This window comes from Paractinoplanes atraurantiacus (genome assembly GCF_900215205.1).
Taxonomy (GTDB): domain Bacteria; phylum Actinomycetota; class Actinomycetes; order Mycobacteriales; family Micromonosporaceae; genus Actinoplanes; species Actinoplanes atraurantiacus.
The window spans coordinates 40107-66590 of record NZ_OBDY01000014.1; the positions used below are offsets into that span (position 1 = coordinate 40107).

Annotated in this window: 28 protein-coding genes; 11 read left to right on the forward strand and 17 right to left on the reverse strand. The window is 71.5% G+C overall.

Annotated elements, in window-relative coordinates; translation table 11 throughout:
• Positions 1 to 37 precede the first annotated feature (37 nt).
• The 4 genes from CRP55_RS27980 to CRP55_RS27995 all read left to right on the forward strand — a co-directional run bounded on the left by CRP55_RS27980 (position 38) and on the right by CRP55_RS27995 (position 4890).
• A complete protein-coding gene (locus CRP55_RS27980) occupies positions 38 to 619 on the forward strand; it encodes an RNA polymerase sigma factor (protein WP_097323128.1) in 582 nt (193 codons plus the stop codon).
• The gene (locus CRP55_RS27985) at positions 573 to 1304 is read left to right on the forward strand and encodes an anti-sigma factor (RefSeq protein ID WP_097323129.1); all 732 of its coding nucleotides are present in this window, start codon (positions 573 to 575) and stop codon (positions 1302 to 1304) included. Before CRP55_RS27980 ends, CRP55_RS27985 begins: the two co-directional genes overlap by 47 nt.
• Positions 1305 to 1385: 81 nt before the next feature.
• Positions 1386 to 2033, forward strand: coding sequence for a fasciclin domain-containing protein (locus CRP55_RS27990; RefSeq protein WP_097323130.1), 648 nt, complete (start codon positions 1386 to 1388; stop codon positions 2031 to 2033).
• A 130-nt stretch (positions 2034 to 2163) separates the two neighbouring features.
• Positions 2164 to 4890, forward strand: a complete 2727-nt coding sequence (locus CRP55_RS27995; protein ID WP_218854718.1) for an AAA family ATPase — start codon at positions 2164 to 2166, stop codon at positions 4888 to 4890.
• 6 nt (positions 4891 to 4896) lie between these two features.
• On the opposite strand, the gene CRP55_RS28000 is transcribed toward CRP55_RS27995, so the two are convergent.
• On the reverse strand, positions 4897 to 5466 hold the full coding sequence (locus CRP55_RS28000) for a TetR/AcrR family transcriptional regulator (protein ID WP_097323132.1): 570 nt from the start codon (positions 5464 to 5466) through the stop codon (positions 4897 to 4899).
• Between the two features lie 145 nt (positions 5467 to 5611).
• Here CRP55_RS28000 and CRP55_RS28005 point away from each other — a divergent pair, with 145 nt between their 5' ends.
• The 3 genes from CRP55_RS28005 to CRP55_RS28015 are packed head-to-tail and all read left to right on the forward strand — an operon-like array spanning position 5612 to position 8474.
• Positions 5612 to 6418: an alpha/beta fold hydrolase gene (locus CRP55_RS28005; protein WP_097323133.1), complete on the forward strand. Its 807-nt coding sequence runs from the start codon at positions 5612 to 5614 to the stop codon at positions 6416 to 6418.
• A gap of 29 nt (positions 6419 to 6447) precedes the next feature.
• Positions 6448 to 7422, forward strand: coding sequence for an alpha/beta hydrolase (locus CRP55_RS28010; protein ID WP_097323134.1), 975 nt, complete (start codon positions 6448 to 6450; stop codon positions 7420 to 7422).
• On the forward strand, positions 7422 to 8474 hold the full coding sequence (locus tag CRP55_RS28015) for an aldo/keto reductase (protein WP_097323135.1): 1053 nt from the start codon (positions 7422 to 7424) through the stop codon (positions 8472 to 8474). Before CRP55_RS28010 ends, CRP55_RS28015 begins: the two co-directional genes overlap by 1 nt.
• Before the next feature lie 19 nt (positions 8475 to 8493).
• Here CRP55_RS28015 and CRP55_RS28020 read toward each other — a convergent pair whose 3' ends face one another.
• The 10 genes from CRP55_RS28020 to CRP55_RS28065 form a co-directional block, all read right to left on the reverse strand.
• Positions 8494 to 8805, reverse strand: coding sequence for a hypothetical protein (locus CRP55_RS28020; RefSeq protein WP_143234920.1), 312 nt, complete (start codon positions 8803 to 8805; stop codon positions 8494 to 8496).
• On the reverse strand, positions 8802 to 9122 hold the full coding sequence (locus CRP55_RS28025; protein ID WP_143234922.1) for a hypothetical protein: 321 nt from the start codon (positions 9120 to 9122) through the stop codon (positions 8802 to 8804). Before CRP55_RS28025 ends, CRP55_RS28020 begins: the two co-directional genes overlap by 4 nt.
• A gap of 86 nt (positions 9123 to 9208) precedes the next feature.
• The gene (locus CRP55_RS28030; protein ID WP_245923412.1) at positions 9209 to 9637 is read right to left on the reverse strand and encodes a hypothetical protein; all 429 of its coding nucleotides are present in this window, start codon (positions 9635 to 9637) and stop codon (positions 9209 to 9211) included.
• Positions 9552 to 10085, reverse strand: coding sequence for an EndoU domain-containing protein (locus CRP55_RS28035; RefSeq protein WP_245923413.1), 534 nt, complete (start codon positions 10083 to 10085; stop codon positions 9552 to 9554). The genes CRP55_RS28030 and CRP55_RS28035 overlap by 86 nt, the downstream gene beginning before the upstream one ends.
• The gene (locus CRP55_RS28040) at positions 10082 to 10327 is read right to left on the reverse strand and encodes a hypothetical protein (protein WP_245923414.1); all 246 of its coding nucleotides are present in this window, start codon (positions 10325 to 10327) and stop codon (positions 10082 to 10084) included. The genes CRP55_RS28035 and CRP55_RS28040 overlap by 4 nt, the downstream gene beginning before the upstream one ends.
• Positions 10324 to 10593: a hypothetical protein gene (locus tag CRP55_RS28045; RefSeq protein WP_097323139.1), complete on the reverse strand. Its 270-nt coding sequence runs from the start codon at positions 10591 to 10593 to the stop codon at positions 10324 to 10326. Before CRP55_RS28045 ends, CRP55_RS28040 begins: the two co-directional genes overlap by 4 nt.
• Before the next feature lie 57 nt (positions 10594 to 10650).
• On the reverse strand, positions 10651 to 13845 hold the full coding sequence (locus CRP55_RS28050) for a S8 family serine peptidase (protein WP_097323140.1): 3195 nt from the start codon (positions 13843 to 13845) through the stop codon (positions 10651 to 10653).
• Positions 13846 to 13908: 63 nt separating this feature from the next.
• Positions 13909 to 14565, reverse strand: a complete 657-nt coding sequence (locus tag CRP55_RS28055; RefSeq protein ID WP_143234924.1) for a hypothetical protein — start codon at positions 14563 to 14565, stop codon at positions 13909 to 13911.
• On the reverse strand, positions 14562 to 15062 hold the full coding sequence (locus CRP55_RS28060; RefSeq protein ID WP_097323142.1) for a SigE family RNA polymerase sigma factor: 501 nt from the start codon (positions 15060 to 15062) through the stop codon (positions 14562 to 14564). Before CRP55_RS28060 ends, CRP55_RS28055 begins: the two co-directional genes overlap by 4 nt.
• Positions 15059 to 15598 (reverse strand): CGNR zinc finger domain-containing protein, encoded by a 540-nt coding sequence (locus CRP55_RS28065; RefSeq protein ID WP_097323143.1) that lies wholly within the window; start codon positions 15596 to 15598, stop codon positions 15059 to 15061. The genes CRP55_RS28060 and CRP55_RS28065 overlap by 4 nt, the downstream gene beginning before the upstream one ends.
• 95 nt (positions 15599 to 15693) lie before the next feature.
• Between CRP55_RS28065 and CRP55_RS28070 the strand changes: the two genes are divergently transcribed.
• Positions 15694 to 16539 carry an MBL fold metallo-hydrolase gene (locus CRP55_RS28070; protein WP_097323144.1) on the forward strand — a complete coding sequence of 282 codons (846 nt, stop codon included), beginning with the start codon at positions 15694 to 15696 and terminating at the stop codon, positions 16537 to 16539.
• Here the strand turns inward: CRP55_RS28070 and CRP55_RS28075 are convergent.
• From CRP55_RS28075 to CRP55_RS28085, 3 genes are all read right to left on the reverse strand, one after another.
• On the reverse strand, positions 16529 to 18001 hold the full coding sequence (locus CRP55_RS28075; RefSeq protein WP_097323145.1) for a cellulase family glycosylhydrolase: 1473 nt from the start codon (positions 17999 to 18001) through the stop codon (positions 16529 to 16531). The two genes, CRP55_RS28070 and CRP55_RS28075, sit on opposite strands and share 11 nt — an antisense overlap.
• Before the next feature lie 115 nt (positions 18002 to 18116).
• Positions 18117 to 18416: a hypothetical protein gene (locus CRP55_RS28080; RefSeq protein WP_097323287.1), complete on the reverse strand. Its 300-nt coding sequence runs from the start codon at positions 18414 to 18416 to the stop codon at positions 18117 to 18119.
• A 46-nt stretch (positions 18417 to 18462) separates the two neighbouring features.
• Positions 18463 to 20082, reverse strand: a complete 1620-nt coding sequence (locus CRP55_RS28085; RefSeq protein WP_097323146.1) for a methyl-accepting chemotaxis protein — start codon at positions 20080 to 20082, stop codon at positions 18463 to 18465.
• A 175-nt stretch (positions 20083 to 20257) separates the two neighbouring features.
• Between CRP55_RS28085 and CRP55_RS28090 the strand changes: the two genes are divergently transcribed.
• Complete coding sequence (locus tag CRP55_RS28090; protein WP_179855358.1) at positions 20258 to 21547, forward strand: ArsB/NhaD family transporter; 1290 nt, start codon at positions 20258 to 20260, stop codon at positions 21545 to 21547.
• Here CRP55_RS28090 and CRP55_RS28095 read toward each other — a convergent pair.
• From CRP55_RS28095 to CRP55_RS28105, 3 genes are all read right to left on the reverse strand, one after another.
• Positions 21544 to 21990, reverse strand: a complete 447-nt coding sequence (locus CRP55_RS28095) for a CBS domain-containing protein (protein WP_097323148.1) — start codon at positions 21988 to 21990, stop codon at positions 21544 to 21546. The genes CRP55_RS28090 and CRP55_RS28095 overlap by 4 nt on opposite strands.
• 10 nt (positions 21991 to 22000) lie before the next feature.
• Positions 22001 to 23284, reverse strand: a complete 1284-nt coding sequence (gene nhaA / locus CRP55_RS28100) for a Na+/H+ antiporter NhaA (RefSeq protein ID WP_097323149.1) — start codon at positions 23282 to 23284, stop codon at positions 22001 to 22003.
• Between the two features lie 92 nt (positions 23285 to 23376).
• Complete coding sequence (locus tag CRP55_RS28105; RefSeq protein ID WP_097323150.1) at positions 23377 to 23796, reverse strand: BON domain-containing protein; 420 nt, start codon at positions 23794 to 23796, stop codon at positions 23377 to 23379.
• Between the two features lie 180 nt (positions 23797 to 23976).
• Here CRP55_RS28105 and CRP55_RS28110 point away from each other — a divergent pair, with 180 nt between their 5' ends.
• Together CRP55_RS28110 and CRP55_RS28115 are read left to right on the forward strand one after the other, a co-directional pair.
• Complete coding sequence (locus tag CRP55_RS28110) at positions 23977 to 24870, forward strand: ABC transporter ATP-binding protein (RefSeq protein WP_097323151.1); 894 nt, start codon at positions 23977 to 23979, stop codon at positions 24868 to 24870.
• Positions 24867 to 26468 carry an ABC transporter permease gene (locus CRP55_RS28115; protein ID WP_097323152.1) on the forward strand — a complete coding sequence of 534 codons (1602 nt, stop codon included), beginning with the start codon at positions 24867 to 24869 and terminating at the stop codon, positions 26466 to 26468. The genes CRP55_RS28110 and CRP55_RS28115 overlap by 4 nt, the downstream gene beginning before the upstream one ends.
• Positions 26469 to 26484: the final 16 nt, after the last annotated feature.

Sequence of the window (26484 nt, forward strand, 5' to 3'; positions counted from 1 at the left end):
AACTGACAGGTGAACCCTTATCGGAGGAAGGAGGTCGATGAGCTCCGACGACGAGCTCGCCGAGCGGTTACGCGACGGCGACGAGACGGCACTGCGTACGGCGTACGACCGGCATGGTTCCGCCGTGCTTTATCTGGCCCAACGGCTTCTGGGCAACCGGGCCGACGCCGAGGACGTCACCCAGCTGACGTTCGTGGCGGCTTGGACCGGCCGGGACAGCTTCGATCCCCAGCGCGGGAGCCTGCTGGGCTGGCTGCTCGGCATCGCCCGGCGCAAGGCCGTCGACCGGCTGCGGTGGGCGGCCCGCGAGCAGCGGACGGCCCAGGTCGTCCAGGCTCAGCAACCGCCGCCACCGGACCCCGAGCAGACACCCGAGCGGACGGTGGACCGGCTCGTGGTCGCCGACGAGCTCTCCCGGCTGCCGGCGGAACAACGGCGCACACTGGAACTGGCGTTCTTCGACGATCTCACTCATCCACAGATCGCGGCGGTCACCGGACTGCCGCTCGGTACGGTCAAGAGCCATATCCGCCGGGGAATGGCCAACCTGCGACGTCGTTGGGAGGTGGACGGTGCAACATTTGGATCCCGATCGGCTGGTCCTACTCGCGCTCTCTGAAGAACTCGAGGAACTGAACGAGGCCGATCACCTGACGCAGTGCGACGTCTGCCGGCACGAGATGCAGGCCCTGCGCCACGTGGCCGAGCTCGGCTCGGCCGGGCAGGAGCTGCGTGATCTGCCCCCTCCGCCGGAGCACGTCTGGCAGGCCATCGAGGCCGGCATCGCCCGGTCAGCCGAGCCGGCCCTGCCGGCGGCGGCCCCGGTCGTCGATCTCGAGGCGGCACGGGCCCGGTCCCGCCGGTCCCGGCCCCGATGGCTGACGCCGGTGCTCGCCGCGGCCGCGGCGGCGGTCCTCGCGGTGGCCGGTGTGATCGCGGTGGACCGGCTGACCGGCCGTGCGCCGGCCGAGCAGGTGACGGCGCGGGCCACGCTCGAGCCGTTGAAGACCGTGCCGCCGAACGCCGGCGGTGACGTGCAGGTGCTCTCCGACGGGCAACTGCGCATCGATGTCCGCAACCTGCCGCTGACCACCGGCTTCCACGAGGTGTGGCTGCTCGACCCGGACAACCCGGGCAAGATGGTGGCCATCGGCAACCTCTCCGACAAGACCGAGGCGCTGCTGCCCGTGCCACCGGGCACCGACCTGAACCGGTTCCGCCTGGTCGACGTCAGCGACGAACCGCACGACGGCGACGCGACCCATTCGGGTCTCAGCCTGCTGCGCGGAACTCTGACGAGTTAGGTGCATCCAGCCGGCGCACGCCGGGCGAAGTACGGGGTGGTGGCACCGCAGCCACCCCGTACCCGGAAAGGACGCCCGACAATGAGGATCACCCGAGCCGCCGCCGTCGCGACCGCCGCCATCGTCGCCTCCGCCCTTACCGCCGCTCCGGCCAGCGCACACGGCAGCAAGACCAAGCCGCTGGGCACCAGGTCTCTGGCCGCGGTGCTGACCGCGGACAAGAGCGGCTTCGACCGTAACGGTTACGACTACGACATCCTGACCGCCGCCGTCCAGGCCGTCCTGAAGGCCAAGCCGGCCAGCCCGGTCAAGGTGCTGGCCGACGGCAAGACCCCGGTCACCGCGTTCATCCCCAACGACCTGGCCTTCCGCCGGCTCGTGGCCGACATCCAGCACTCCAAGCGCCTGCCCGCCGAGAAGGCGGCCTTTACCGCCGTCGCCGGTCTCGGCATCAACACCGTCGAGTCGGTCCTGCTCTACCACGTGATCCCGGGCAGCACGATCGACCGCAAAGCCGCCCTCAAGGCCGACGGCGCCAAGCTGAAGACCGCGGCCGGCTCAACGATCAAGGTTGACGTCTACGGCCCGCGCTGGCACAAGCGCATCGCGCTGATCGACGCCGACCGCAACGACCGCAACCCGCGGATCAACCGGTTCGACGTGAACAAGGGCAACAAGCAGATCGCCCACGGCATCGACCGGGTCCTGCGCCCGATCAACCTGCCCTGACCTTCATCACCGCGACTTCTTCACCACGACGGCGGGTAGTTCTTGCTCATGCCGTCAGCATCATCCGGCGGGCGCCCCCATCGCATCGATGGCGGGCGCCCCCTCATGATCAGGTGCGTTACGGTGGGGCGTGGTCGCATCAGTGGAGTCCGGTGCCGGCGGCGGCTTCGCATCCGTGCCCGAGCTGCTCGGCCGGGAACGGGAACGCGCCGTCCTCCAGGGTCTGATCGACGGCGCCCGCGGCGGTGTCAGCGCGGCGCTGGTCGTGTGCGGCGAGGCCGGCATCGGCAAGACCGCTCTGGCCGGCAGCCTCGACACGACCGGCGTGCGGGTCCTACGGGCGGTCGGGGTGCAATCGGAGAGCGATTTTCCGTACGCCGGTCTCCACCAGCTCCTCGGTGATCTGAGGGCGGACCAGCTGCCCGAGCCGCAGCGGATCGCGCTGGAGACGGCGCTGGGACTGCGGTCGGCCCCGCCGCCCAGCCCCTTCCTCGTCGGCCTGGCCGTGCTCGGGGTGCTGGCCGACGAAGGCCCCCTGTTCTGCCTGGTCGACGACGCCCAGTGGCTGGACGAGGCCTCCCGCCGGGTGCTGACCTTCGCCGCCCGCCGGCTCGCCTCGGAAGGCATCGCCTTCGTCTTCGTGACCCGGTCGGCCGGTGCCGACTTCGAGGGCCTGCCCCGGCTCGAGCTGGGCGGGCTGGCCGAACCGGAGGCCCGGGCGCTGCTGGGCCGGGCGCCGAGCGAGACCGACCCCCGCGTCCTGGACCGTTTCCTCGTCGAGGCCGCGGGCAACCCCCTGGCTCTGCGGGAGCTGCCCCGGGCGCTGCGCTACACCGATCCGGCCGGGGGCGCGACGCCGCTCACCGCCCGCATCGAGCAGAGTCTCCTGTCCCAGCTCCAGCCGCTCCCCGAGCCGGCTCACCAACTGCTTCTGCTGGCCGCGGCCGATCCCACGGGAGACCCGGACCTGTTGCGGCGGGCCATGCGGAGCGCCGGACTGGGCCCCGAGGTCGCCGACGCGGTCGAGCAGGCCGGGGCTCTGACCATCGGGTCCGGGGTGTGGTTCCGTCACCCGCTCGTCCGGTCCGCGGTCTACGGCGCCGCGAGCGCCGCCGACCGCCGCCGCGCCCACGCCGTTCTCGCCGGCGCCCTCGACGACGACCCGGATCAGCGCGCCTGGCATCGCGGTCAAGCCGCGACCGAACCGGATGAGGAGATCGCCGCCGAGCTCACCGCCTCGGCCGGGCGGGCGCGGGGCCGGGGCGGCGCCGCCGCCGCGGCGGCCCTGCTCGAGCGAGCCGCGGCCCTGAGCCCCGAGCCGGCCGGCCGGGTGCGACGGCGGCTCGCGGCCGCCCAGTCGCGGCTCGACTCGGGCGCCCCGCAACGGGCGAGCCTGTTGCTGACCGGCGATTTCCCCACTGAGCGGGACGCGGCCGTCGCGGATCGGCTGCGTGCGCAGGTGGCCTACCAGACCAGCCGGGACTCCTCGGTCGCGTACGACCTGCTCGCCGCGGCCCGGCGGCTGACCGGCCCGGAGCCGGAACTGGCCCGCACCACCTATCACGAGGCGATGTTCACCGCCGTCTTCGCCAGCGGCCTGCCCAGCAGCGACGCCCGGCAGCGCAGAGCCGAGGTGGGCCGGGCCGTGCTCGACGCGATCAGCGAGGACTCCGCGCATCCCGTCGACATGCTCGTCCGCGGGCAGGCCCTGGTCGGCGCCGGCGACCGCGCCGCGGCCCTGCCGGTGCTGAGGCGGGCGGTGGCCGGGCTGCTCGACGGGCCGCACGACCTCATCGCGCCGCAGTGGCTGGGCTGCGACTGCACCGCGGCCATCGACCTGTGGGACCTCCAATCGTTCCGCACCCTGGCCGACCGGCAGGTCACCGCGGCCCGCGCCGGTGGCCTGCTGCTGAGCCTGCCGGTGGCGCTCTCGTTCGCGGGATCGGCCGCACTGGCCGAGGGGCGCCTGGCCGACGCGACGGCGCTCGCCGACGAGATCGACCTGATCAACGACCTGACGGGTCACCCCTTCCCGCGCCACATCCGGTTGCTGACGGCGGCCTGGCGGGGAGACGCCGAGGCGACCCGGCGTCACGCGGAGGAGATCCGCACCGGCGCGGTCGCCCGGGGCGACGGCAGCGTCCTGAGCATCGCCCACTTCGCCGAGGCGATCGTGGCCAACGGCCTCGGCCGGTACGGCGAGGCGGTGTCCGCGGGCAGTGCCGAGCTGCCGCACATCCGCGAGGTGAGTTACTCGTCCCGCATCCTCGGCGAGCTGGTCGAGGCGGCGGTGCGGGTGGGCGACCGCGATCTGGCCACCCGAGCCCTGGCCGAGCTGACCGACCTGACCGAGGCCGTCGGAGGGGACTGGGCGCTCGGATCGCTGGCGGCGGCCCGCGCCCTGACCAGCGCCGATGGGGAGGGACACCATCGGGAGGCGATCGAACGGTTCGGGCGGGCGGGCATGACGGTCTACGAGGGACGGGCGAGACTGTCGTACGGCGAATGGCTGCGCCGCAACCGGCGCCGCGTCGACGCCCGCGAACAGCTCCGCGCCGCCCACCAGCGCTTGACGGAGCAGGGGGCGACCGCCTTCGCGGCCCGGGCCGGCCTCGAACTGGCGGCCACGGGCGAGACGGCACGCTCTCGCAAGGCGGCGGTCGACGACGAGCTGACCGTGCAGGAGCTGAACGTGGCCCGCCTGGCCCGCGACGGACTGTCCAACCGCGAGGTGGCCACCCGCCTGTTCATCAGCGTCCGAACTGTCGAGCACCACTTGCGCGGCGTCTTCCAGAAGACCGGCATCCGCTCCCGCACCGAGCTGGCGGAGGCCCTGGAAGACCGCTTCCCCGGATAGCGGAAATCAGCTCAGGCCGGCGATCAGGCGGGCGGTGCGCACGAAGGTCCGGCGGGCGCTGTCCTTGTCGTCGAGGAAACTTCCGATCAGCAGGGAGTCGCGCAGCATCGCGAGGGCCTCGGCCTTGAGCTCCACGTCCTCGCGGCCGGCCTCGGTCAGCATGGCGCGCAGGTCGTCGTGGAACCAGGCGCGGTGCCGGGTGACAACCTGACGGACCGCGCTCTGCGGGTCGGGGAACTCACCGGCCGCCTTGATGAACGGGCAGCCGAGGGTGTGGCGGTCGGCGGCGTCGGAGGCGATCCCCTCGATGGCCAGTTCCAGCTTGTGCTGGGGTGAGACCGCCCGGGCCAGGCCGACGTCCCACAGCTCCTTCATGCGAGAGTCCTCGTCCTCCAGGTACGCGACGACGAGCGCTTCCTTACCGTCGAAGTGGCGGTACATCGTGGTGCGGGTGACGCCCGACTCCTGGAGGATGCGCTCGACGCCGACGCCGTTGATGCCCTCGGTGTAGAACAGGCGGCTCGCCGTCCGCAGGAGCTGATCGCGCGGCGCGATCGCGCGCTTTGTACTCGCCATGACGCCATCCTACAACTCGGAATGATCGTTCCTTCCGTCATAGGTAACCGGCGTCACTGCCCCCTTGTTCCCGTGGATTCACCGGTGATTAGCTTCAGCAAACAAACGGAATGATCGGTCATTCCGCAACGACAGGAGGCACCCCATGAACCGCACCCGAAGGATCGCCGCCGCCGCGACGGCGATCGCCGCGATCGCCACCGTGTCCGCCGCGCCGGCCCTCGCTCACGGCAGCGCCAAGCCGACCGTCGTGCTGGTGCACGGCGCCTGGGCCGACGCGTCGAGCTTCGCCCCGGTCACCGCGCTGCTCCAGCGCCGCGGCTACACCGTGCTCAACGCCCCGAATCCGCTGCGCGGCCTGGCCGCCGACGCCGCCTCGGTGGCCGCCTTCGTCAACCAGGCCACCACCGGCCCGGTCGTGCTGGCCGGGCACTCGTACGGCGGAGCCGTCATCACCAACGCCGCCGGGCAGGCCCCGCGGGTCACCGCGCTGGCCTACATCGACGCCTACGCCCCGGACGCCGGCGAGACCATCGTCCAGCTGACCGGCGCCAAGCCCGGCTCGGCGCTGGCCGCCCCGGCCGAAACCGTCTTCGACGCCGTGCAGGACCCGTCGCTTCCGGCCGGCGACGTCGACCTGTACGTCAAGCGCGACCAGTTCCCGCGGATCTTCGCCGCGCACCTGCCCACGGCCACCGGCCGGGCGCTCGCCGCCGCCCAGACGCCGATCGCCGCCGGCGCGCTGCAGGAGCCCTCCGGCGCACCCGCCTGGAAGAAGCTGCCGAGCTGGTTCGTCGTCGGCACCCGCGACCAGGTCATCCCGGCCGCCGAGCAGCGGGCCATGGCCGGCCGCGCCCACGGCCACGTCACCACCGTCACCGCCGACCACCTGTCCCCGCTCGAGCAGCCCGCCACCATCGCCGCCGTCATCGAGCAGGCGGCCGGGCGATGACCGTCCCGCACCCCTCTCAAGGAGCAGCCATGATGACCCCGCCGCCGTTCGACCCCGAGCTCAAGACCGTGCTCGACGTCGTCAACCAGTCCATCACCCCGACCCTGCTGCCATCGCATCTGCCCGCTCTGCGGGGCCCCGGCTTCACACCGACGCTGGAACAGCTGCTCGAAGGACGCCCGATCACCCACGAGGTACGCGACGCGGACGGCGTCACCGTCTCGATCTTCCGGCCCGCGCATCCGTCGGAGCAGGCACCCGGCTTCTTCTTCACCCATGTCGGCGGCATGATCTTCGGCGACCGGTTCGTCGGCGTCGCGCCCGTCGTCGACTACGTCGAACGGTTCGGGGCGGTCGTGGTCACCGTCGAATACCGGCTCGCGCCGGAGCATCCGGCCCCGGCGGCACTCGAGGACTCGTACACCGCCCTGGTCTGGACCTCGAAGCACGCGGCCGAGCTCGGCATCGACCCGGACAAGCTGATCACCATCGGTGGCAGCGCCGGAGGCGGACTGGCCGCCGGCATCACGCTGATGGCCCGCGACCGCGGCTTCCCCGCCCTGGCCGGGCAGGTGCTGATGTACGCCATGCTCGACGAGCACAACGACAGCGTCTCCGCCCGCCAGATCGACGGCATCGGCATCTGGGACCGGACCAGCAACAACACCGGCTGGGACTTCTACCTCGGCGACCGGCGGGGCACCGGCCGGATCACCGCGTACGAGTCGGCGGCGCGAGCCGGCGACCTCACCAACCTGCCACCCACATACGTCGAGGCGGGCTCGGCCGAGGTCTTCCGCGACGAGGACGTGGCGTACGCGTCCGCGCTGTGGGCCGCCGGCGGCGAAGCCGAACTGCACATCTGGCCCGGCGGCTACCACCTGTTCGAGCTGCTCGCCCCCGACGCGGCCCTGTCGACAGCCGCCCGCGAGACCCGAGCGGCCTGGATCGCCCGCCTGCTCGCCCGCCTCTCCACCGTGCCGCACCCCGTACAGGAGAACTGATGCGATACACCACTTTCGGCACCCGGACCGGCCTGCGGGTCTCCGAGTACGCCCTCGGCACCGCTTCCTTCGGCACCAACTGGGGCGGCGCCACCCGGGACGACGCCCGGGCGATCCTCGGCCGCTTCGCCGAGGCCGGCGGCACCCTGCTCGACACCGCCGACGTCTACGGCTTCGGCGAGGCCGAGCAGATCCTGGGCGACCTGCTCGGCGCCGACCGGGACAAGTTCGTCCTGGCCGGCAAGTTCACCCTCGGCGCCCACCCCGACCTCGGCGTCACCCGCACCGGCAACAGCCGCAAGGCCATGCGGGCCGCCCTGCACGCCTCGCTCGCCCGGCTCGGCACCGACCACCTCGACCTCTATCTGGTCCACCACCCCGACTCGGTCACCCCCGGCGAGGAGATCGTGGGCGCCCTGGACGACCTGGTACGCGCCGGCGACATCCTGCACGGTGGCCTGTCGAACTTCCCGGCCTGGCGCGCCACCCACGCCGCCGGCGTCGCCGACCGGGCCGGCCGGTCGGCGACACTGGCCGGCCTGCAGATCGAGTACAACCTGGCCGACCGCGGCGCCGACCGCGAGCTGCTGCCCGCCGCCGAGGCGCTCGGCCTCGGCGTCATGCTCTACTCCCCACTCGGCGGCGGCCTGCTCACCGGCAAGTACCGCGCCCGGGAACAGGGCCGCCTGTCCGGCCCGATCGCCATCGGCCAGCGGGAAGACACACCCCAGAAGATCGCGACCGTCGACGCCCTGCTCGACATCGCCGCCCTGACCGGCGAGAAACCGGCCCGGATCGCGATGGCCTGGCTGCGCCACACCAGCCGCCGCTGGGCCACCGCGATTGTCCCGGTCATCGGCCCCCGCACCCTCGGCCAGCTCGACGACTACCTGGCCGCTCTCGACCTGGAGCCGGCCGCGGAACATCTGGCCACTCTGGACGCGGTGAGCGAACCGCCGCTGGACTATCCGCAGAGCGCCCTGCACACGTACGCGGATCCGGTCCTTGGTGGCGCGGCCGACCGCTTCGACCGAATCCGCCCGGTCGCCTGACCGGCGACCGGTTCGGCGGTCAGGGCCGCGCGCGCCGCATCACAGCCACGACGAGGAACGTCACCCCGGCCGCGTTCCCCGCCATCAGCAGCAGTTCGCTCACGACCAGGCCGGGGGGAAGGTCGGTGAGGCCCGGCAGGTGCCCGTCCGCGGCCGGGCGGCCGAAACCGCTCCCCCACGTCTCCCAGACCACCGGGGCGAGGTCGCCCACGACCAGCAAGGCGAAACCGGCCGCCGCCGGGCCCGCGGCCGATCCCAGCATTCGGCGCCACAGCAGCGAAGCGACCAGCCCAGCGACGAGGACGACCGAGTAGGCCGCGCTGAACATCATGCCGTTCTCCTGAGGAACACGGATCCGGCCAGGGCCAGCATGCCACCCACGGTGGCCATCCCCGTGGCCGTCCCGATCGTCGAGTTCCAGCGCACGTACGTCAAAGTCCAGGCACTCGACACCCTGCCCTCGACCAGCCCCAGCGTGAACAACAGCCATGCGACGTCGCCGAGCGCGGCCACGGCCAGCAGCGCCAGCCCACCCGCCGCCGGCCACGCCACACGCCCCAGCCACCGCCGTCGCCGCATCACCCACCCGAAGCCCACGGCCAGGACACCAACGTGGACCAGCGTCTCCAGCACAAGAAGCACCCTCACCGAGGCCTCACCAGTCATCGCACCCGAACATCATGAGCGCGTGATCATCTCATCCCAGCGGCCCACAGTGCTCGCCCATCAAGACGTCAGAAGAGCCGTCCCCGGTACGGGTGGGTGCGGCCCCACTTCTCCTCCCATCGGAGCAGGTCGGCCTGCCATTTCAGGAGGTCGGGGCGGTACTGCCGGACGGCCGGCCGTTCCGGCTGGGAAACCAGGAAACGCCAGTACTCCTCGATCGCCGCGCGGGCGACATCGGCCGGGAACTCTCCCTCGGCACCGGGCACCCTCAGATTGGTGATCACCAGCGCCGACGGCGTAAACGACACGGCGTAGTTCTCGCTGCTCCATTCCTCGAACGGCGGCTCGCCGCGAGCCACGTCATCGGCCATCGCCAGCGCGTCCAGGGTGACCAGAAAGAACCTGTCGAGGTCAGCGGTCAGCCACTGACCCAACAGGTCGTACCGCTGGTCCTCGACCTGATACACAGGCAGGCCGTACGTGGGATCGATTCCCAAGCTGACAACACCCACCGCGAGCCCCTCGATGCGCTAGGGAACAGGCCAGCCGTGCGTGAAGCCACCGGCCTCGTTGTAGAAGCCTCTTATTGTCACGCCATTTGTAGGTACCGGCCCACATGTTGCCGGGGAGCGGCGTGGAGTTCTTGAAAGCACCTGCCACCGCGTTGTCCACCTGCGCAGGCGTCCAGTCATTGGGGAAGAATGTGCTGACGCCGCCGTTGCCGGCTTTCGGCTTCCAGGCGCCGGCCGGCGGGTTCATTGTCGGGTCGAAGAACTCGGGCTCCGCCTCGTACACGCCGTTCGGGTAGGTAACCTCCGAGCCGGGCACGAGCCGGCGGTCGGGGAAGTCCTCGCCGCCCGGGCGATAGTGATAGCCGGAGCCCTTGGATTGGCCCGGCCGCACGTGGCCGCCGCCGATGGTATGGGTCGTGAAGTGCGGATTCATTCGATCCGGGCGGGAACGCCTGCGCGTCTTAGAGCGTCCTGGTAGCACTCGAAGGCCCACGACGACACCTCGTCGTGAGCGGCGCCGATCAGCGAACCGATGTCGTCGCTCCCCCAGGGCGCGCCGAATCCGGCCAGCTCGGACTTGAACGACGACAACTCCGACGAAAGCCGGGAGGCGACGCTCTGCAGCGCCGACCCGGACGCCGAGAGACGCTCGGGATCGACCGCGAAGCCGGTCATCGGTCACCGGCTCGGCGGGTGAGCTGCTCCTGCGCCTCGACCAGCGACGCGGTCAGCTTTGCGAACTGGCGCTCGGCGTTGAATTGGATGTCCTTGAGTTCGTTGGTGAGCGCGCCGAGGTCGGCTGAACCGGCGACGGCCACCGCCCTGCTCTGCAAATCGGCGAGCGCGGCGTTGACGGCCGACTCGATCTCCCGCGCCAATTCCTCGCCGCTCAGCCGTAGCGCCGAAGGCTCCAGCTCGAGATCCTCGATCCGCGTCGCCATGGAAGCAGCGTGCGGCCGGCCCGCCCGGAGTTGCGGACGGGCCGGGCATCAGGTTGCTCAGCTGATTCGGTAGGCGCGGATGATGGTCTGCTCGACGGTGTTGCCGGTTGTGGTGTGGGCGCTTACTCGCAAGGAGGCGAAGCCGGCCTTCAGCGGGTGGCGGACCCACGCGGTGCGCGAGGCGCCCTGGCCCTGCACCGTGGCGTTCTTCCACGTTTTGCCGTCGTCGTAGGAGATCTGGGCCGTGACGGCGGTGATGAGGCCCGGCTTGGCGCCGGGCTGGGACTCGAACGTCAGGGGTACGGCGAACTGGCGGGCCCGCGGTGCGCTGTTGCCGAGGTTGAGTGCGGGTGACATTCGTACGGTCAGCAAGGGCAGCGGCGTGGCGGTGGTGGTCGATCCCGAGCGGAAGGTCCACGTGCTGGTCACCGCGGTCGACAACTCGTACGGTGCTGTGCGTTTGGCTGTAGCGGTCATGCGGTAGGCAGCGGCGGCCGCGGGGACGGTGAACTGGCGGGGCTGCTCGGCGTTCTCGTCGATCGTGCCGATCGCCTTGCCGGCCCGGTAGAGCGTGATCGTGCGGGGTCGGGCGGTGACGCCGTTGACGCGCACGCCGGACGCGTCGACGTACGAAGGCAGATCGACGGTGATTTCGTTGCCCTCGCGGGTGACCGAGCCGTGGGCGGCCGACGGCGCGAAGACGGCCTTGTTCCAGGCGAGGTGGTACGTCTGGCCCGGGCGGTACGGGAACGGGGAACGCTGGGCGAAGCCCAGGTAGGCGTCGGAGTCCACATCGTACTCACCGAAGCCCGCCGTCCAGAGGATGCCGTTGTCGGTGTTGACGAAGTCGGTGCGGGTCGCCGGCATGGCGATCTGCGTGTCGGGGCTGTAGCCGGTCTCGATGAGTTGGCCGTCGCGCCGGGAGACGGCGGTGAAGCCGACCATCCCTGGTGCGCCGCCGGCCGACCGGGCGTAGGTGCCGGCGATCGCGGCCAGGTCCTTGCGCTGGTAGGCCTTCGCGACGCCGGTCGGGAAGCGGCCGTCGCGCGGCCAGTGGAGGCGGAACGACGAGGTGGGCGTCGTCAGCGTCGTCGTGATCGCCGAGTGGAACTGCGGTTCGGCGCGGTGGTCGCCGATCTCGGCGAAGGTCAGGCCCGCGCCGGGGCCGTAGATGGCGGCGTCGGTGAAGACGCCCTCGGGGGAGATCCAGGTGCCGCGGATCGAGGTGAAGGTCGTCGCGGCCTTCCGGTCGGGCACGGAGACGGCGACCGGCTTCGCCTGGCGGGCGTCGAGGTCGACCGTCAAGTCGCGGTCGAGGACCAGGCGCGGCTGTACGAGCAAGGACGTGGAACCGTCTCCACTGTTCACAAGGCCGCTTATGCCGTACGTCCCGGCGGGGAGCCGAATCGTGGAACCGGCGGCCTCGGCGTACGCGAAGGTGGTCAGGTCGGTGAAACCGGTGAACTGCGTGACCGGGGCGGCGCCGTCATGACCGGTGTGGCGCAGGGTGACCGTGTAGGCGGGACCCTCGCGGTGCACACCGAAGGGCACCTCGACCCGTACGCCATCAGCAGCTGTGGCGACGATCCGGCCGCCGATCCACTGCTGGTCGGTCTCCACAGTGGTGTCGGCGGTGAGCTTCGCCGTGGCCGTCGCTCCGGCCGCCACGGTCAGCGAAGGCTGGTCGGCGGTGAACATGCCGGCCGGCGCGGTGGTCTCGACGGCGAGCCGCAGTGTCACCGGCGTGGTGCCGTCGTTGCGGAAGGTCACCGTACGACCAAGTGGTTTGTCGTTGGTGTGCGGGAACGGCACGGTGCCGAAGTCGACGCTGCCGGTTTCGGTGGCCACGGTCTGCGTGATGGCCCGCGCGACGTCGACCCGGCCGGCGCCCTGTGCGTACGTCTCGAGGTCCGGGGTCGGCTCGGCCGAGGCCATCAGGGCGGTCTTGAGCTGCTGCCCGGTCCAGCCGGGGTGCTGCTGGGCCAGGATCGCGGCCGCCCCGGTCACGTGCGGCGTCGCCATCGACGTGCCCGACAGGCTGGAGTAGGCCGGGTTCTCGGCCGGGTCACCGATGGTGGCGTGCGCCGCCTTCGCCGCGACGATGTCCACGCCGGGTGCGGTGATCTCGGGCTTGATCAGGTCGCCCTCCCGGGCGGGGCCCCAGTTGGAGAAGTCGGCGATGGCGTTGTCCCGGTCGACCGCACCCACCGACAGCGCGCCGGGCGCGGAGCCGGGCGAGCTCACCGGCGCGTGGCCGTCGTTGCCGGCGGCGACGACGAAGAGCGTGTGGTATCGGGCGCTCAGTTCGTCGACGGCCTCCTCCAGCGGATCGATGCCGGGCTCGTCGTCGGCGCCCAGGCTCATGTTGACCACCGGGGCGCCGGCCGCGGCCCAGGCCATGCCGGCGAGGATCGCCGAGTCCTGGCACTCCTCGCTGGGGCAGACCTTGCCGATCAGCAGCTGGGCGCCGGGAGCGACACCGCGGTAACGGCCGCCCGAGGCGGCGCCCGTCCCGGCGATGGTGGACGCGACGTGGGTGCCGTGGCCGACGGTGTCGTCGGCGTCGGGCGCGTCGGTGAAGTTGCGCACCTCCTTCAGCCGGCCGGCCAGGTCGGGGTGGGTGGCGTCGACCCCGCTGTCCAGCACGGCGATGCTCACGCCGGAACCGTCGAGGCCCTTCTGCCAGGCGGCGGGAGCGCCGATCTGCGGCACGCTGTGGTCGAGGTCGAGCTTGCGCTTGCCGTCCAGCCAGATCTGGTCGACGCCTCGCAGGGTGCGCCGGGCCTCGGCGCCCGCGGTGAGCCCCGCCCACAGACCGGCCCGCTGCTCGCGGTCGGCACGCACCGCGACCATGTCGAGGGCCGGCAGGCTGGCCACGACCTCGGTGGCCTTCAGGGTGGCCGCGCCTTTGATCAGGAGCGGCAGGTCATGCGAGCCGGTGTAACCGAATGCGGCGAGGGTGGTGAGGTCGAACAGCCGGCGGTCGAGGCGGCCGGCCTGGACCAGCGGGAGGGCGTCGGACGGGAACACATACCGGTGCTTGCCGTCGCCGCGCTCCACAAAGGTCACCTGCTCGCGGCCGGGCGCCCGGTCGACGGCGAGGTGATCGCCGCTGCGAACCACCCGGTCCCCGGTGATGAGCGTGAAGTCCTGCCGGCCGGCCGTGGGCGTCGCGGCGCTTGCTTTGTCCACCGCGACCGTGCCCGCGGCCAGCAGGGCGGCCAGGGCGGCGGCCCAGATCCGTCGTCTCAAGATGATCCTCCGAAGTGTTCAGTCCGGAGAAGACGCCCGAGGACGGCTCCCGGTTGCACTTCGTCATGCGCGGGCCACGGTGAGCCGGACCACAGCGCCGGTGCCGCCGGCGGCGAGCGCCCCGCCGGCGCCGATCCGGACCGGCGACCCACCCCAGAGCAGGGCGTACGTCTCGTCGTCGGCCGTGGTCAGGGTGAACCGCTGGGCGGCCGCCCCGGTCAGGCACAGGCGCAGGTGGAGGGTGCCGTCGTCCGCCCGGCTCGCGCAGACCCATCCGGCGGGCCGCTCGACCGCCAGCCGCAGGGCGAAAGCGCCGCCGTCGGGCACGATCAGCCAGCGGTTGCGCAGCTCGGGATCCTTGCCCTCGGCGCCGGAGACCAGAACCCGGTCGTCATCGTCGTAGCCGGCCATCACCTTCGCCGCGGACGAGGAAACGGCGAGGGTGACCGGGGTGGTGCCGGCGAACAGGCCGGTCGGCTGCGGCGCCCGGCTCACCGGGGCCGGAGCGGCCGGAAGCTGCCGCTCGGCCGGCTCCGCAGGTCGCGACAGCAGGCCGGCCGTGCCGCCGGCGAGCGCAAGCACGGTCAGAGCGCCCGCCACTGCCACGCGGCGGCGAAGGCGGCGCTGACGGCCACGCCGGATCACCGCTTCGACCGGGCGAGGGCTGAGCGACGCGGAACTGCCGGCGAGGAGGCGGGACAATCGCTCATCGAGATTCACCGGTTCACTCCCTTCGGCTCGTGCTCATCCAGCAGCGTGGCCAGCGCCTTGCGGCCCCGGGACAGGCGGGCTTTGACCGTGCCGGCCGGCGCCCCGGTCTCCTGCGCTATCTCGGCCACCGACAGGCCGACCAGATGATGCAGCACGATGTCCCGGCGCTGAACCGGCGACAGCGCCCGCAACGCCTGCATCAGCGCGACGTGGTCGGCGCTCAGCCCGTCGAGCACCTGATCGCCCACCTCCCGGCGGTGGGCCCGCAGCCGGTTGACGGCCTTGCGCCAGCCGCTGATCGCTATACGCGCCGCGACCGTGCGCACCCAGGCCTCCGGGCTGTCCGCCCGCGAGACCACGGCCCACCGCTGCCAGGCCCGGGCGTAGGCCTCGGCCACGGCGTCCTCCGCCTCGGCCCGGTTGCCGGTCATCAGGAACAGGTGCCCCAGCACCCTCGACGACGAGGCGGCGTAGAACTCCTCGAAGCCGGAACCGCCTGCTGTCATGATCCGTCGACGATGACCGACGCGGAGCGGCGGGCTCGTGACTTGCGCAGGTTGGCGACGTTGCCGCAGGTGCGGACGTCGTGCCAGACGCCGCTGGTGTTGCGGGAGCTGTCCCAGAAGGCGACCTGGCAGTCCGGGTTGCGGCACAGCTTGAGCCGGCGCCACGTGCCGGCCAGCTGGGCGTCGCGGATGGCCAGGAGTATGCGACCGGCCAGGGCGCCGATGTCGTTCGGCTCTCCCGCCACGCCGACGGTTCCGTCCGGGTGAAGGACCAACGGCGCCGCCGCCGTGACCTCACCCGGCTCCGGACCGGCGCCGAGCAGGAACCGGCGCACCACGTCACGCAGCCGGCGCAGATCGCTGATGCCGGGGCTGTCGCCGGTGATCCCATAGGCGCTCAGCCACTCGGCGGCCGGAAGCGCCGCGTCGAGCAGGTCGGGGGTGCGGCCACCGTTCTTGGCCGAGGTGTTCAGCAGCTCCTGGACCAGCCGCAGGTCGCCGGGCGCGGCCGCCACCCGATAGCGCTGTTCTGGCATGACAGAAGCGTATCCCATATCGGTGACGTTCATCTCGGCGCATCAGCGCCGTCCGCCCTGGACGTGACATAACCGTAGAGACTTATGCTTCGGTCATGACACTGCGGCATGAAGTCTTCGTCTCCGCCATGATCCCCGCTGCCGGACCGCCCCCGCCGGACCGCGGGCCGTCGCAATGGTCTTCGCTGTCCCACACGCTGATCTTCGGGCCGACCGAGGCTCTGCTGACCGACCCGCCGATCAGCCGGGGACAGGCCGACACCCTCGCCGACTGGGTCGACGGCCACGGCGTGGCCCTGCGCTACATCTACCTGACCCATGCTCACGCCGATCACTTCCTGACCACCAACTACCTGCTGCGGCGGTGGCCGGAGGCGACGGTGGTGGCCGGCGCGGCGGTGCTGTCCCGCATCGCCCGCGAGACACCCGGCGGAGAGATCTCGGAGAGGTATGTCAGCTTCTTCGGCGACGTCCTGCCCGAGCCGCCGGTGACAGTGCACGGCACCGATTTCCCAGCGAGCGGCCTGACGCTGGACGGCCACGAGATCTTCGCCCACGCGGTCGGCCACTCCGACACCGGTGACACCACCGTGCTGCACGTGCCCGAGCCGGGCCTGGTCGTCGCCGGTGACGTCGTCTACAACAACGTGCACCAATTCGTCGGGGAAGGCCGCGACGGCGGGCTGGACGCGTGGCACCGAGCCCTCGACAGGGTCGCCTCGCTCGAGCCCCGCTTCGTCGTCGCCTCCCACAAGGACACCCGGCGTCCCGACCTGCCCTCCGACATCGACGAAACCCGCCGCTACCTCGACGCCGCCGCCGAGGTCATCGACAGCTCGGCCGACGCGACGGAGTTCTACCACGCGCTCAAGCGGCGCTACCCGGACCGGATCAACCCCTGGGCGATCTGGCTCAGCGCCCGCCGCCTGTTCACGAACTGAGCGACGCGGACAACTTCACGTCGTCGAACCAAACCGAGCCCTTGTTGGCGCCGGACTTCAGGTGCAGTTGCAGGCCGGCGGCTCCGGCCGGGGCCTTCGCGGCGACGGTCAGCCTGGTCCAGCCGGTGGTTCCGGTCGGCAGGGTGGCCGAGCCGGCGCCGCCGAGCCAGCGATTGTTGACGTCGAACCAGCTCAGCGCCACCTGCGTCGTGCCGGTGGCGGCCGTGCCACGAGCCCACGCCTCGGCACACCAGGTCTGACCCGGGCGTACGGGTTGCAGGGGCGCGACCCGGTACGACGGCGAGCCCGCCGCGTTCTTGCCGGTACGGGTGAGCCGCACGGACCACTTGCCCGAGTGGGCGACGTTGCGCACCTTGGTCGCGGCGCCGAGCTCGGGCATGAACGTGGTCCACGGCGTCTGGCCGGCCGGGTTCTCGAAGCCGAGATCCAGCGCGCCCACCGGGTAGGCCTTGCCCGTCCAGGCGGCCTTGACCACGGCCGCCGCCGGCTTCGCCGTACCGTTGGCGCGGTAGAGCCCGTAGGCGTACTGGGGCGCCGACCGGGCGACCGCCGAGGGCGGGATAGCGCCGGTGCGGAAGTCGTTCAGCGTCCACGGCGCCACCGAGCGCACGCCGGCCGCGGCGGCGCCCTGGAACACCCGCGCCAGATAGGCGGCCTGCTCGCCCTCACTGGCCGACCGGCTGCTGACGCCGGTCTCGCCGATCACCAGCGGGGCCGGCGCGACGGCGGCCTGCGCCTGCCGGATCAGGGCCAGGGCGTTCTGCGAATTGCCGTAGAAGTGGTAGTCGTAGTAGTCCAGGGGTGTGGCCGCGAGCAGGGTCTTCAGCTTCTTCAGACCGGCAACTCCGGCCTCCCCGCTCACCGAGATCGTCACCGGTGTGGCCGGCACGACCGCCCGTACCACCGGAAGAAGTTTCTTGGCCCAGGCCACCGCGGCCGCGTTGGACGGATCGAGCTCGTTCTTCAGCCCGATCGAGATGACACGCTTGTCGTTCCGGTACGGCTTGAGCAGCGCGGTCGCCCAGGTGCTGCTGCCTTTGACGTCGGCGTAGCCGTCCCACCAGTCGAACAGGGTCAGCTTCACCGTCATGCCGTTGCGGCCGGCCAGCTCGACGAACTTGGCCAGTTTCGCCGCGTACTCGGGCTTGGGCGTGGGATAACCGAACACGGTGGGAAAGACGATGACGCGGACGCTGTCGGCGCCCAGGGCGCGCGCCTTGGCCAGGTCGGCGCCGATGGTGACCGGGTCGAACGACGTCCACATGCGGGACCAGCCGTTCGCCGACGGGTAGTAGTTGATCTGCTTGGCCGTCTTGGCCGCGGCGATCCGCCCGGCCAGCGTCGGCGTGGCCTGCTTGGCCGCCGACGCCCCCTCGGTCAGCGGCGACGCCGCGAGCAGAGAGGTGGCGAGTCCCAGAGCAAGCGCGGCGGCCTTGCGCATGAGCAGATCAGCCCTTCAGTTCCGACGGGGGTGGTGACACCTCCTGTCGGACGCGCGAACGCCGCGCGCGAGAAGAACTGATTGCTGTAGCGGGTGCGACTCGGTGGCGATCCGGTCACCGCACCGGCAGATCGACCCTCCGGCCCATGCCGACCCGCGGAGTGTTGGTGTCGGTGATCATCGCGAAGGCGCCGGCCGGCACGCCCTTGCGGGTGGCCACCCGGGACGCCGCCTGAAGGAGCGTGCGCTCGCGCGCACCGGCGATGAAGAAGACGTACGCGTCGCCCGACTCCTCGCCGTCCTCGACCTCCTCGATGCCGAGCTCCTCCTCCAGGTCGATCAGGAAGTCGCCGACGTCGTCGATCCACTCGTCGTCGGCGGTCAGCGGGAAGTGGATCTCCACCATCAAAGCCATGCCGCCCATGGTCCAGCACGCCGCGCCGCCCGCGCATGCCGGGTGCTCAGATGCGGAACGCCGACACCAGGCCGCTCAGCTCGGTCGACATCCGGGCCAGGTCGGAGGTGGCCTGCTGGGTCTCGGCGACGCCCTGGCTCGTCATCCGGGCCGCCTCGGCCACGCCGGTGATGTTCTGCGCGATCTCGCCGGTGCCGCCGGACGCCTCGGCCACGCTGCGGTTCATCTCGGCCGTGGTCGCGGTCTGCTCCTCCACCGCCGACGCGATCGTCGTCTGGAACTCGCTGATCCGCCCGATCACCAGGGAGATCTCCTCGATCGCCAGCACCGCCCCGCCGGTGTCGGCCTGGATCGCCTCGACCCGCCGGGAGATGTCCTCGGTGGCCCGCGCGGTCTCCTGCGCCAGGTCCTTGACCTCGCTGGCCACCACCGCGAAGCCCTTGCCCATCTCACCCGCCCGCGCCGCCTCGATCGTCGCGTTCAGCGCCAGCAAATTCGTCTGCTCGGCGATCGCCGTGATCGTCTTGATGACGTTGCCGATCTCGGCCGAGGAGTCACCCAGCTTGTTCATGGTGGCCGACGTGGCCGCCGTGACGGTCACCGCCTCGGCCGCGACCCGCGCCGCCTCGGCCGCGTTCTGCGAGATCTCCCGGATCGACGCGCCCATCTCCTCGCTGCCGGCCGACACCGTCTCCACGCTGCGCGACACCTGCTCGGCCGCGGCCGACACCGCCTGCGCCTGCACCGAGGCCTCCTCGGCCGACGCGGCGATCTGCGCCGACGTGCCGGTCATCTGCTCCGACGCCCCGGCCAGGGACGCGGCGGACGCCTCGATGGTCGCGATGGTCGAGCGCAGCCGGCCCATCGCGGCGTCCAGCGAGCGGCCCATCCGGCCCGGCTCGTCGCGGGTCTCCAGGCCGGTCGTGCGGGTCAGATCGCCGTCGGCGAGACCGTCACAGACGTACGTGACCTTGGAAAGTGATTGCACGATCTTGCGGGCGACCAGGAAACCGAGCAGCAGAGCCAGCGCCAGCCCGGCGACCAGGACGATCATCGAGGTGGTACGGCTGGACTCGTAGCCGGACCGGGCGTTGCCGGCGTTCTTCGCGGCGTCGGCCGTCTCGATCCCGTCCAGGTCCGTGAGCTGGTCATAGATGGAGTTCAGGACGGGCAGGGTCTCGTTCTTGCGGACCGAGACCCACGTCTTGAGGTCCTTGCTGGTGCCGGCCGGCAGCAGCTTGGTCTGAACCAGGCCCGTGTACGTGTCCCAGGTCGCCTCGAGTTTGTCGATCTGGGAGGAGTCCGCGGCGGGCATGGTGTCCCGGTAGGCCTTCAGCGCCGCGTTGGCATTCTCGATGTCGGTGTTGACGTCGTCGGTGAACTGTTTGGTGGTGTCCGCGGTCAGGGACAGGGCCTGGTTCGCGACGTCCGAGCGGGTCTTCGTCATCACGAACCTGATCTGGCCGATCGCCTTGATGCTGGCGACGTTGCTGGCGTAGATCAGCTGAGCCGAGTCGCTGGCCCGGCCGAGCGAGACCAGTCCGACAATGCCCACGATCAGCGCGACCAGCGCCGCGGTCGTGACCGAGGCGATCACTTTCACGCTGACGCTCAGGTCGGCGAAGGAGGCTCGGCGGGGCCCCGCGGAAAGGGTCATTGAGCTCATAACCGCACTCTTCCGGGTGAAGATCGAGAGGATTGGTCGTACGTCTTCACTATGCGAGTGAGGGACCCGGCCCATCGCCGCAATCGCCGAATTGGGGCCGCTGTAGGTTGATCTCCGGTGTGCCGGGAAGTCTGGTCGGCGGTCGATGACGGCTGGGCGGAACCTGGGGGCACGCGTGAGCACGATCGCCTGGATCGCGGTGGCGGTGTTCGTCGGGGCGTACGTCCTGATCGCCACCGAGAAGATCAACCGAGTCGCGGTCGCGCTCGGCGGCGCCTCCATCATGCTGGCGCTGGGCGCCACCGACGCCGAGCACGCGTTCTTCTCCCCCGACGCCGGCGTCGACTGGAACGTCATCTTCCTGCTGCTGGGCATGATGCTGATCGTCGGCGTGCTCAGGCGCACCGGCCTGTTCGAGTTCGTGGCCATCTGGTCGGCCAAGAAGGCCCGGGCCCGCCCGTTCCCCATCATGGTGATCCTCGTGGTCGTCACCGGCGTGGTCTCGGCCGCGCTCGACAACGTCACCACCGTGCTGCTGGTCGCGCCGGTCACCCTGCTCGTGTGCGACCGCCTCGGCGTACCACCGATCCCGTTCCTGATCGCCGAGGTCTTCGCCTCCAACATCGGTGGCGCCGCGACGCTGGTCGGCGACCCGCCGAACATCATCATCGCCAGCCGCTCGGGGCTGACCTTCAACGACTTCCTCAGCGTGCTCGCGCCGTTCGTGCTCATCGTCCTGGTCGTGCTGCTGGTCCTGTGCCGGATCATGTTCCGCAAGGCTTTCCGGTACGACGCCGAACGCGCCGCCAAGGTGATGGCGCTGCGCGAGCGCGACGCCATCCGCGACCCCCGGCTGGCCGTGCTCAGTCTCAGCGTGCTCGGCGCCGTGCTCGTGGCGTTCACGCTGCACACCGTCCTCGGGCTGGAACCGTCGGTGGTGGCGCTGCTCGGCGGGCTGCTGCTGCTCGCCCTGTCCCGGGTCGACGCGAACGAGGTGGCCGGCGAGGTCGAGTGGCCGACGCTGATCTTCTTCGCCGGCCTGTTCGTCATGGTCGGCGCCCTGGTCACCACCGGTGTGATCGACGAGCTGGCGCACGCCGCGACCGGCGCCGTCGAGGGCAAACTGTGGCCGGCGACGCTCCTGCTGCTCGGGGCGTCGGCCGGGCTGTCGGCGATCGTCGACAACATTCCGTACGTCGCCACGATGAGCCCCATCGTCAGCGAACTGGTCGACGCCTCCGGCGGCTACGATCACGCCCAGGTGCTGTGGTGGGCCCTGGCCATCGGCGCCGACCTGGGCGGCAACGCCACCGCCGTCGGCGCGTCGGCCAACGTCGTCGTGCTCGGCCTCGCCGAACGCGCCGGCCACAAAATCACCTTCTGGGGTTTCACCAAGTACGGGCTGATCGTCACCGTCATCACGGTCGCGCTGGCCGTGCCGTACCTCTGGTTGCGGTTCTTCTAGGTTCCGAGCATCCGGTCCAGCAGCCCGTCGAGAGTGATCACCCCGGCCATCACGCCGGCCTCGTCGACCACCGCGACCAGCGGCACGTTCGACCGTGCCATGATCGACGCCACTTCCAGAACCGTCGCGTTCCCGCGCACCGCGGGCAACTCCGGCCGCTTGCGGGGCAGCAGGTCGGCCACCGTGCGGTCGCCGACACCGTCGAGGATGACGTCCGCGGCGTCCTCGTCGATCACCCGCGCCAGCGCCGGATCGTCCTGGCAGTACGCCGGCAGCGCCATCCGCAGCACCTGCGTGCCGGCCAGCACCGTCAGCGGCCGCCCCGCCCGGTCGACCACCACCAGGCCCGGCAGGTCCTGCGCGGCCAGCACCCGCACGGCCTCCCGCGCCGGCAGATCCTCGGCCACCGTACTCATCGAGACCGCCACGTCACGCGCGTGCACATCCGCCCCCTCAACTCTGGTAGACGTCGGGGACGTCGTCCCGGTCCTCGTCGACCTGTTCCGCCTCGTACATGCGCCGGTAGGTGCGGTTGCGCAGCCGCAGGATCACCGTCGCCAGCAGGGCGGCGGCGAGTGAGCCGGCCAGCACGGCCACCTTGACGTGGGCGTCGCGCTCGGTGCCGGCGCCGAAGGCCAGCTCACCGATGAGCAGGGAGACGGTGAAGCCGATGCCGGCCAGCACGGCCAGGCCCACGACGTCTATCCAGGCCAGGCCGGCGTCGATCCGGGCCCGGGTGAAGCGGGCGGTCAGCCAGGTCGCGGCGACGATCCCGATCGGCTTGCCGAGGATCAGGCCGGCCATGACGCCGACCGCGACCGGGTCGGTCAGCGCGGAGCCGAGCCCGCTGAGCCCGCCGATCGCCACCCCGGCCGACATCAACGCGAAGATCGGCACGGCGACGCCGGCCGACAGCGGCCGGAAGCGGTGCTCGAAGTGCTCGGCGAGGCCCGGGCCGTCGGCACCGTCGCGGCGCAGCACCGGCACGGCGAAGCCGAGCAGCACACCGGCCACGGTGGCGTGCACCCCGGAGGCGTGCATCAGCGCCCACGTGGCGAAGGCCAGCGGCAACAGCAGCCACCACGCACGGACCCGGCGCTGCACCAGCACCGTGAACAGCGCCAGCGGCACCAGCATGCCCAGCAGCGGCCACACCGACAGGTGGTCGGTGTAGAAGATCGCGATGATCACGATGGCCAGTAGGTCGTCGACCACGGCCAAGGTCAGCAGGAAGGTGCGCAGCGCCGACGGCAGGCACCGGCCGACGACAGCCAGCACGGCCAGCGCGAACGCGATGTCGGTGGCGGTCGGCACCGCCCACCCTTCGGTGGCTCCCCCGGCGTTGACCAGCACGTAGATCAGGGCGGGCACCGCGACGCCGCCGAACGCCGCCGCCACCGGCACCGCCGCCCGCCGCGGATCGCGCAGGTCACCGGCGACGAACTCGCGCTTGAGCTCGAGCCCGGCCACGAAGAAGAAGATCGCCAGCAGCCCGTCGGCCGCCCACTTGCTCAGCGACAGGTCGAGATGCAGCGCCTCGGGACCGACCGTGAAGCCCAGCAGGGCCTCGTAGCTGTCCGCCCACGGCGAGTTCGCCCAGATCAGCGCGACGATCGCCCCGGCCAGCAGCAGGACGCCACCGATCGTCTCCTTGCGCAGGATGTCGGCGATCCGCCGCGCCTCGGGCCAGGAACCACGGCCGAGGACGTCAGGGGCACGATGGGGTGGTTGTGTCACAAAGTTTCCTTTTTCGGGCGTCGGTCAGCTGCATCGCCGACCAGACTTCCCGGCACACCGCGACCCACACTACCGGCACAGCGCCCCCGGCGTCATAGGAGTGAGACTCCGATCATCGCCGCACACAACGATCCCCACAGGACGACGACGACCGTGATGAGAGCGACCCGGGCCGCGGTCATCGGCCGCTCCCGGTTCTCGGAGACGGCCGCACCTGACGGCGGGCGCACGCCGAGCACGTCGCAGACGTCGGTCACACCGGTCGCCGACCAGGCCCTGCGGGTGGCCGCCGCCCGAGCCGAATCGCTGTGAACGTCTCCCTCGAGAATCACGACACCGTTCTGCACATCGATCGTGATCTCGCCGCTTTCCACCTCCGGATCGCACAGCAGAGCCTCCGCCACCGAGCGGGCGAGCCGGCCGTCAGCGGTCAGCGGCGCCGCGGCCGCCGGCGGTTGCGGCCGGAGCGGGCCCCGGTCGCCGTACGCCTCGGGATACCACCAGAAATACATGAGACCACCTCCCGGTCCTCAGACTCCGCGATGGGCATGGCGGCGCACCCGCAGCCGCATGACGATTTCATGACTCTCGGCATTGACGGCGATGCCTGTTCCGGTACGGTGAGCGGCAGGTGTGCCGGGAAGTCTGGTCGGCGGTCATTGATCGCTGTCGACCGGAAAGGCTTTCCCGCGATGACCGATTCCGCGCTGCGCGCTGTCGACCTGACGAAACGGTACGGCCGCCTCACCGCCCTGGACACCTTGAACCTGGACGTCGCGCCGGGCGAGGTGTTCGGGTTCCTCGGGCCCAACGGCGCCGGCAAGTCCACCACCATCCGGCTGATGCTCGGCCTGGCCCGGCCGACCGCCGGGCGCGCCGAGGTGTTCGGCGCCGACGCCGCCGATGTCGCCCGCGCCCACCGGTCGCTGGCCTACGTGCCGGCCGACGTGGCGCTGTGGCCGCAGCTGACCGGTGCCGAGATCCTGCACCTGCACGCCCGTACGGGCCCCGGCACCGATCCGTCCTACCGCGACGAGCTCGTCGAGCGCTTCGACCTCGACCCGTCGAAACCGGCACGCACCTACTCGACCGGCAACCGCCAGAAGGTCGCCCTGATCGCCGCGTTCGCCACCCGCGCGCCCCTGCTGGTGCTCGACGAGCCGACCAGCGGCCTCGACCCGTTGATGGAACAAGAGTTCCGCACCGCCGTCCGCGCGGCCCGCGACCGTGGCCAGACCGTGTTCCTCAGCTCCCACCAGCTCGCCGAGGTCGAGGCCGTCTGCGACCGGGTCGGCATTCTGCGCGCCGGCCACCTCGTCGAGGTGGCCACTCTCAGCCGCCTGCGGGCCCTGCACCGTTCCGAGGTGACCGTCTCCTACGCCGGCCCCGCGCCCACGCTGACCGCTGTTCCCGGCGTGGAGGCGATCACCGAGAACGGAGACGGGCGACTGCGGTTCACCCTGACCGGCTCGCCCGCCGCGGCCCTGCGCTGCCTGGCCACGGCCGACGTCACCGCCCTGGCCGTTCGCGAGCCGAGCCTCGAGGAGATGTTCCTCGACTACTACGGCGCGGAGAACGGCCGATGAGCGCCCTCGAAACCGCCCCCGGCGGCGCGGTGATCCGGCTGGCGGCCCGCCAGATCCGCCGCGGCGGCGTCATCGTCGCGGTGCTGATCGCCGGCATGACCGCGATCGTCGCGGCCACCTTCGACCAGGTGATGGCCGACCCGGCCGCTGCCGGCAGCCTGGAGGCGCTCGCCGGCAACCCCGCCATCCGCACCCTGTTCGGCGAGCCGATCGGCCTCGGCACGGCCGGCGGATTCACTGTCTGGCGCGTCGGCAGCGTCACCGCCGTGTTCCTGGGCGCCTGGGCGATCCTCGCGACCACCCGCATCACCCGCGGTGAGGAGGACGCCGGCCGGTGGAACCTACTGCTGTCCGGCCGGATCACGCTGCCCGGCACCGTCGTCCGGCACCTGGCCACTGTCCTGACCGTTCCGGCGGCCACCGCCGCGGGGATCACCGGTGTGCTGGTGGCGTCGGGCACGCCGATGACCGGCGCCCTGATCCACGGTCTCGGCACCGGGTTGCTCGGGCTGTTCTTCGCGGCCACGGCGGCGCTGACCGCGCAGATCTTCCCTGCCCGCACCCCGGCCACCGGCACAGCGGTCGCCGTCCTCGGCGTCACCCTGCTGGCCCGCATGATCGGCGACGGCATCACGGCGCTGGGCTGGCTGCGCTGGCTGTCCCCATTCGGGTTGATGGCGCTCTCCGGCCCGTACGTGCACGACCGTGTCGTACCCCTGCTGATCCTCTTCGCCGCCGCGGTGGCGATTATCGTGGCGACAGGGCTCACCGCCGCACGGCGTGAGGTCGGCAGCGGGCTGGTCACCGCCTCGACCAGCCGCCCGGCCCGGCTCGGCCTCCTCGGCAGCGTGGAGAGCTTCGCCATCCGGCGGGCGCTGCGGCCGTTGGCCGGCTGGGCGCTCGGCATCGGCGCCTATTTCCTGCTCATCGGACTGACAGCGGTATCGGTGACCGACTTCCTGGCCGACAATCCGGCCATGTCCGACGCGGCCGCGCAGGCGGGGTTCCCAGGGCTCGGCAGCATCGCCGGCTTCGCCGCGACGCTGTTCGCGCTGCTCGCCATGCCCGTCGGCGGCTTCGCCACCGTACGACTCGGCGCCTTCGTCGCCGCCGAGACCGACCGGCGCCTGACCTCGCTCGCGGCCCAGCCGATCGGCCGCGCCCGGCTGCTCGGTGCGGAGATCGCCGCGACCGCGGCCGCCTCGGCGCTCCTGGTCACCACAGCGGGTCTCGCCACCTGGGCCGGAGTGCTGATGATGGGAGGCGACCTCACCCTGACGGCCTCCCTGCGCGGGGTGTGGAACAGCATGCCGATCGTCCTTCTCAGCCTCGGCGCTGCCGTGCTCGCGGTCGGCTGGGTGCCGCGTTGGGTGGGCGTCGTCGGCGGGCTTCCCGCCATCGGCGGTTTCCTGCTCCTGGTCATCGCCGAGAGCGTCGCCACGCCGGCATGGGTGCGCGACCTCTCCCCGTACGCGCATCTCGCACCCGTTCCGTTGACGGGCGCCGGCTGGCCGGCCATCGCCGTGATGCTCGCCCTCGCCTCGGCCCTGACAGCCACCGGCATCGCCGGATACCGGTCCCGGGATCTGCGCTCCTGACATGTGCCGGGCCTCG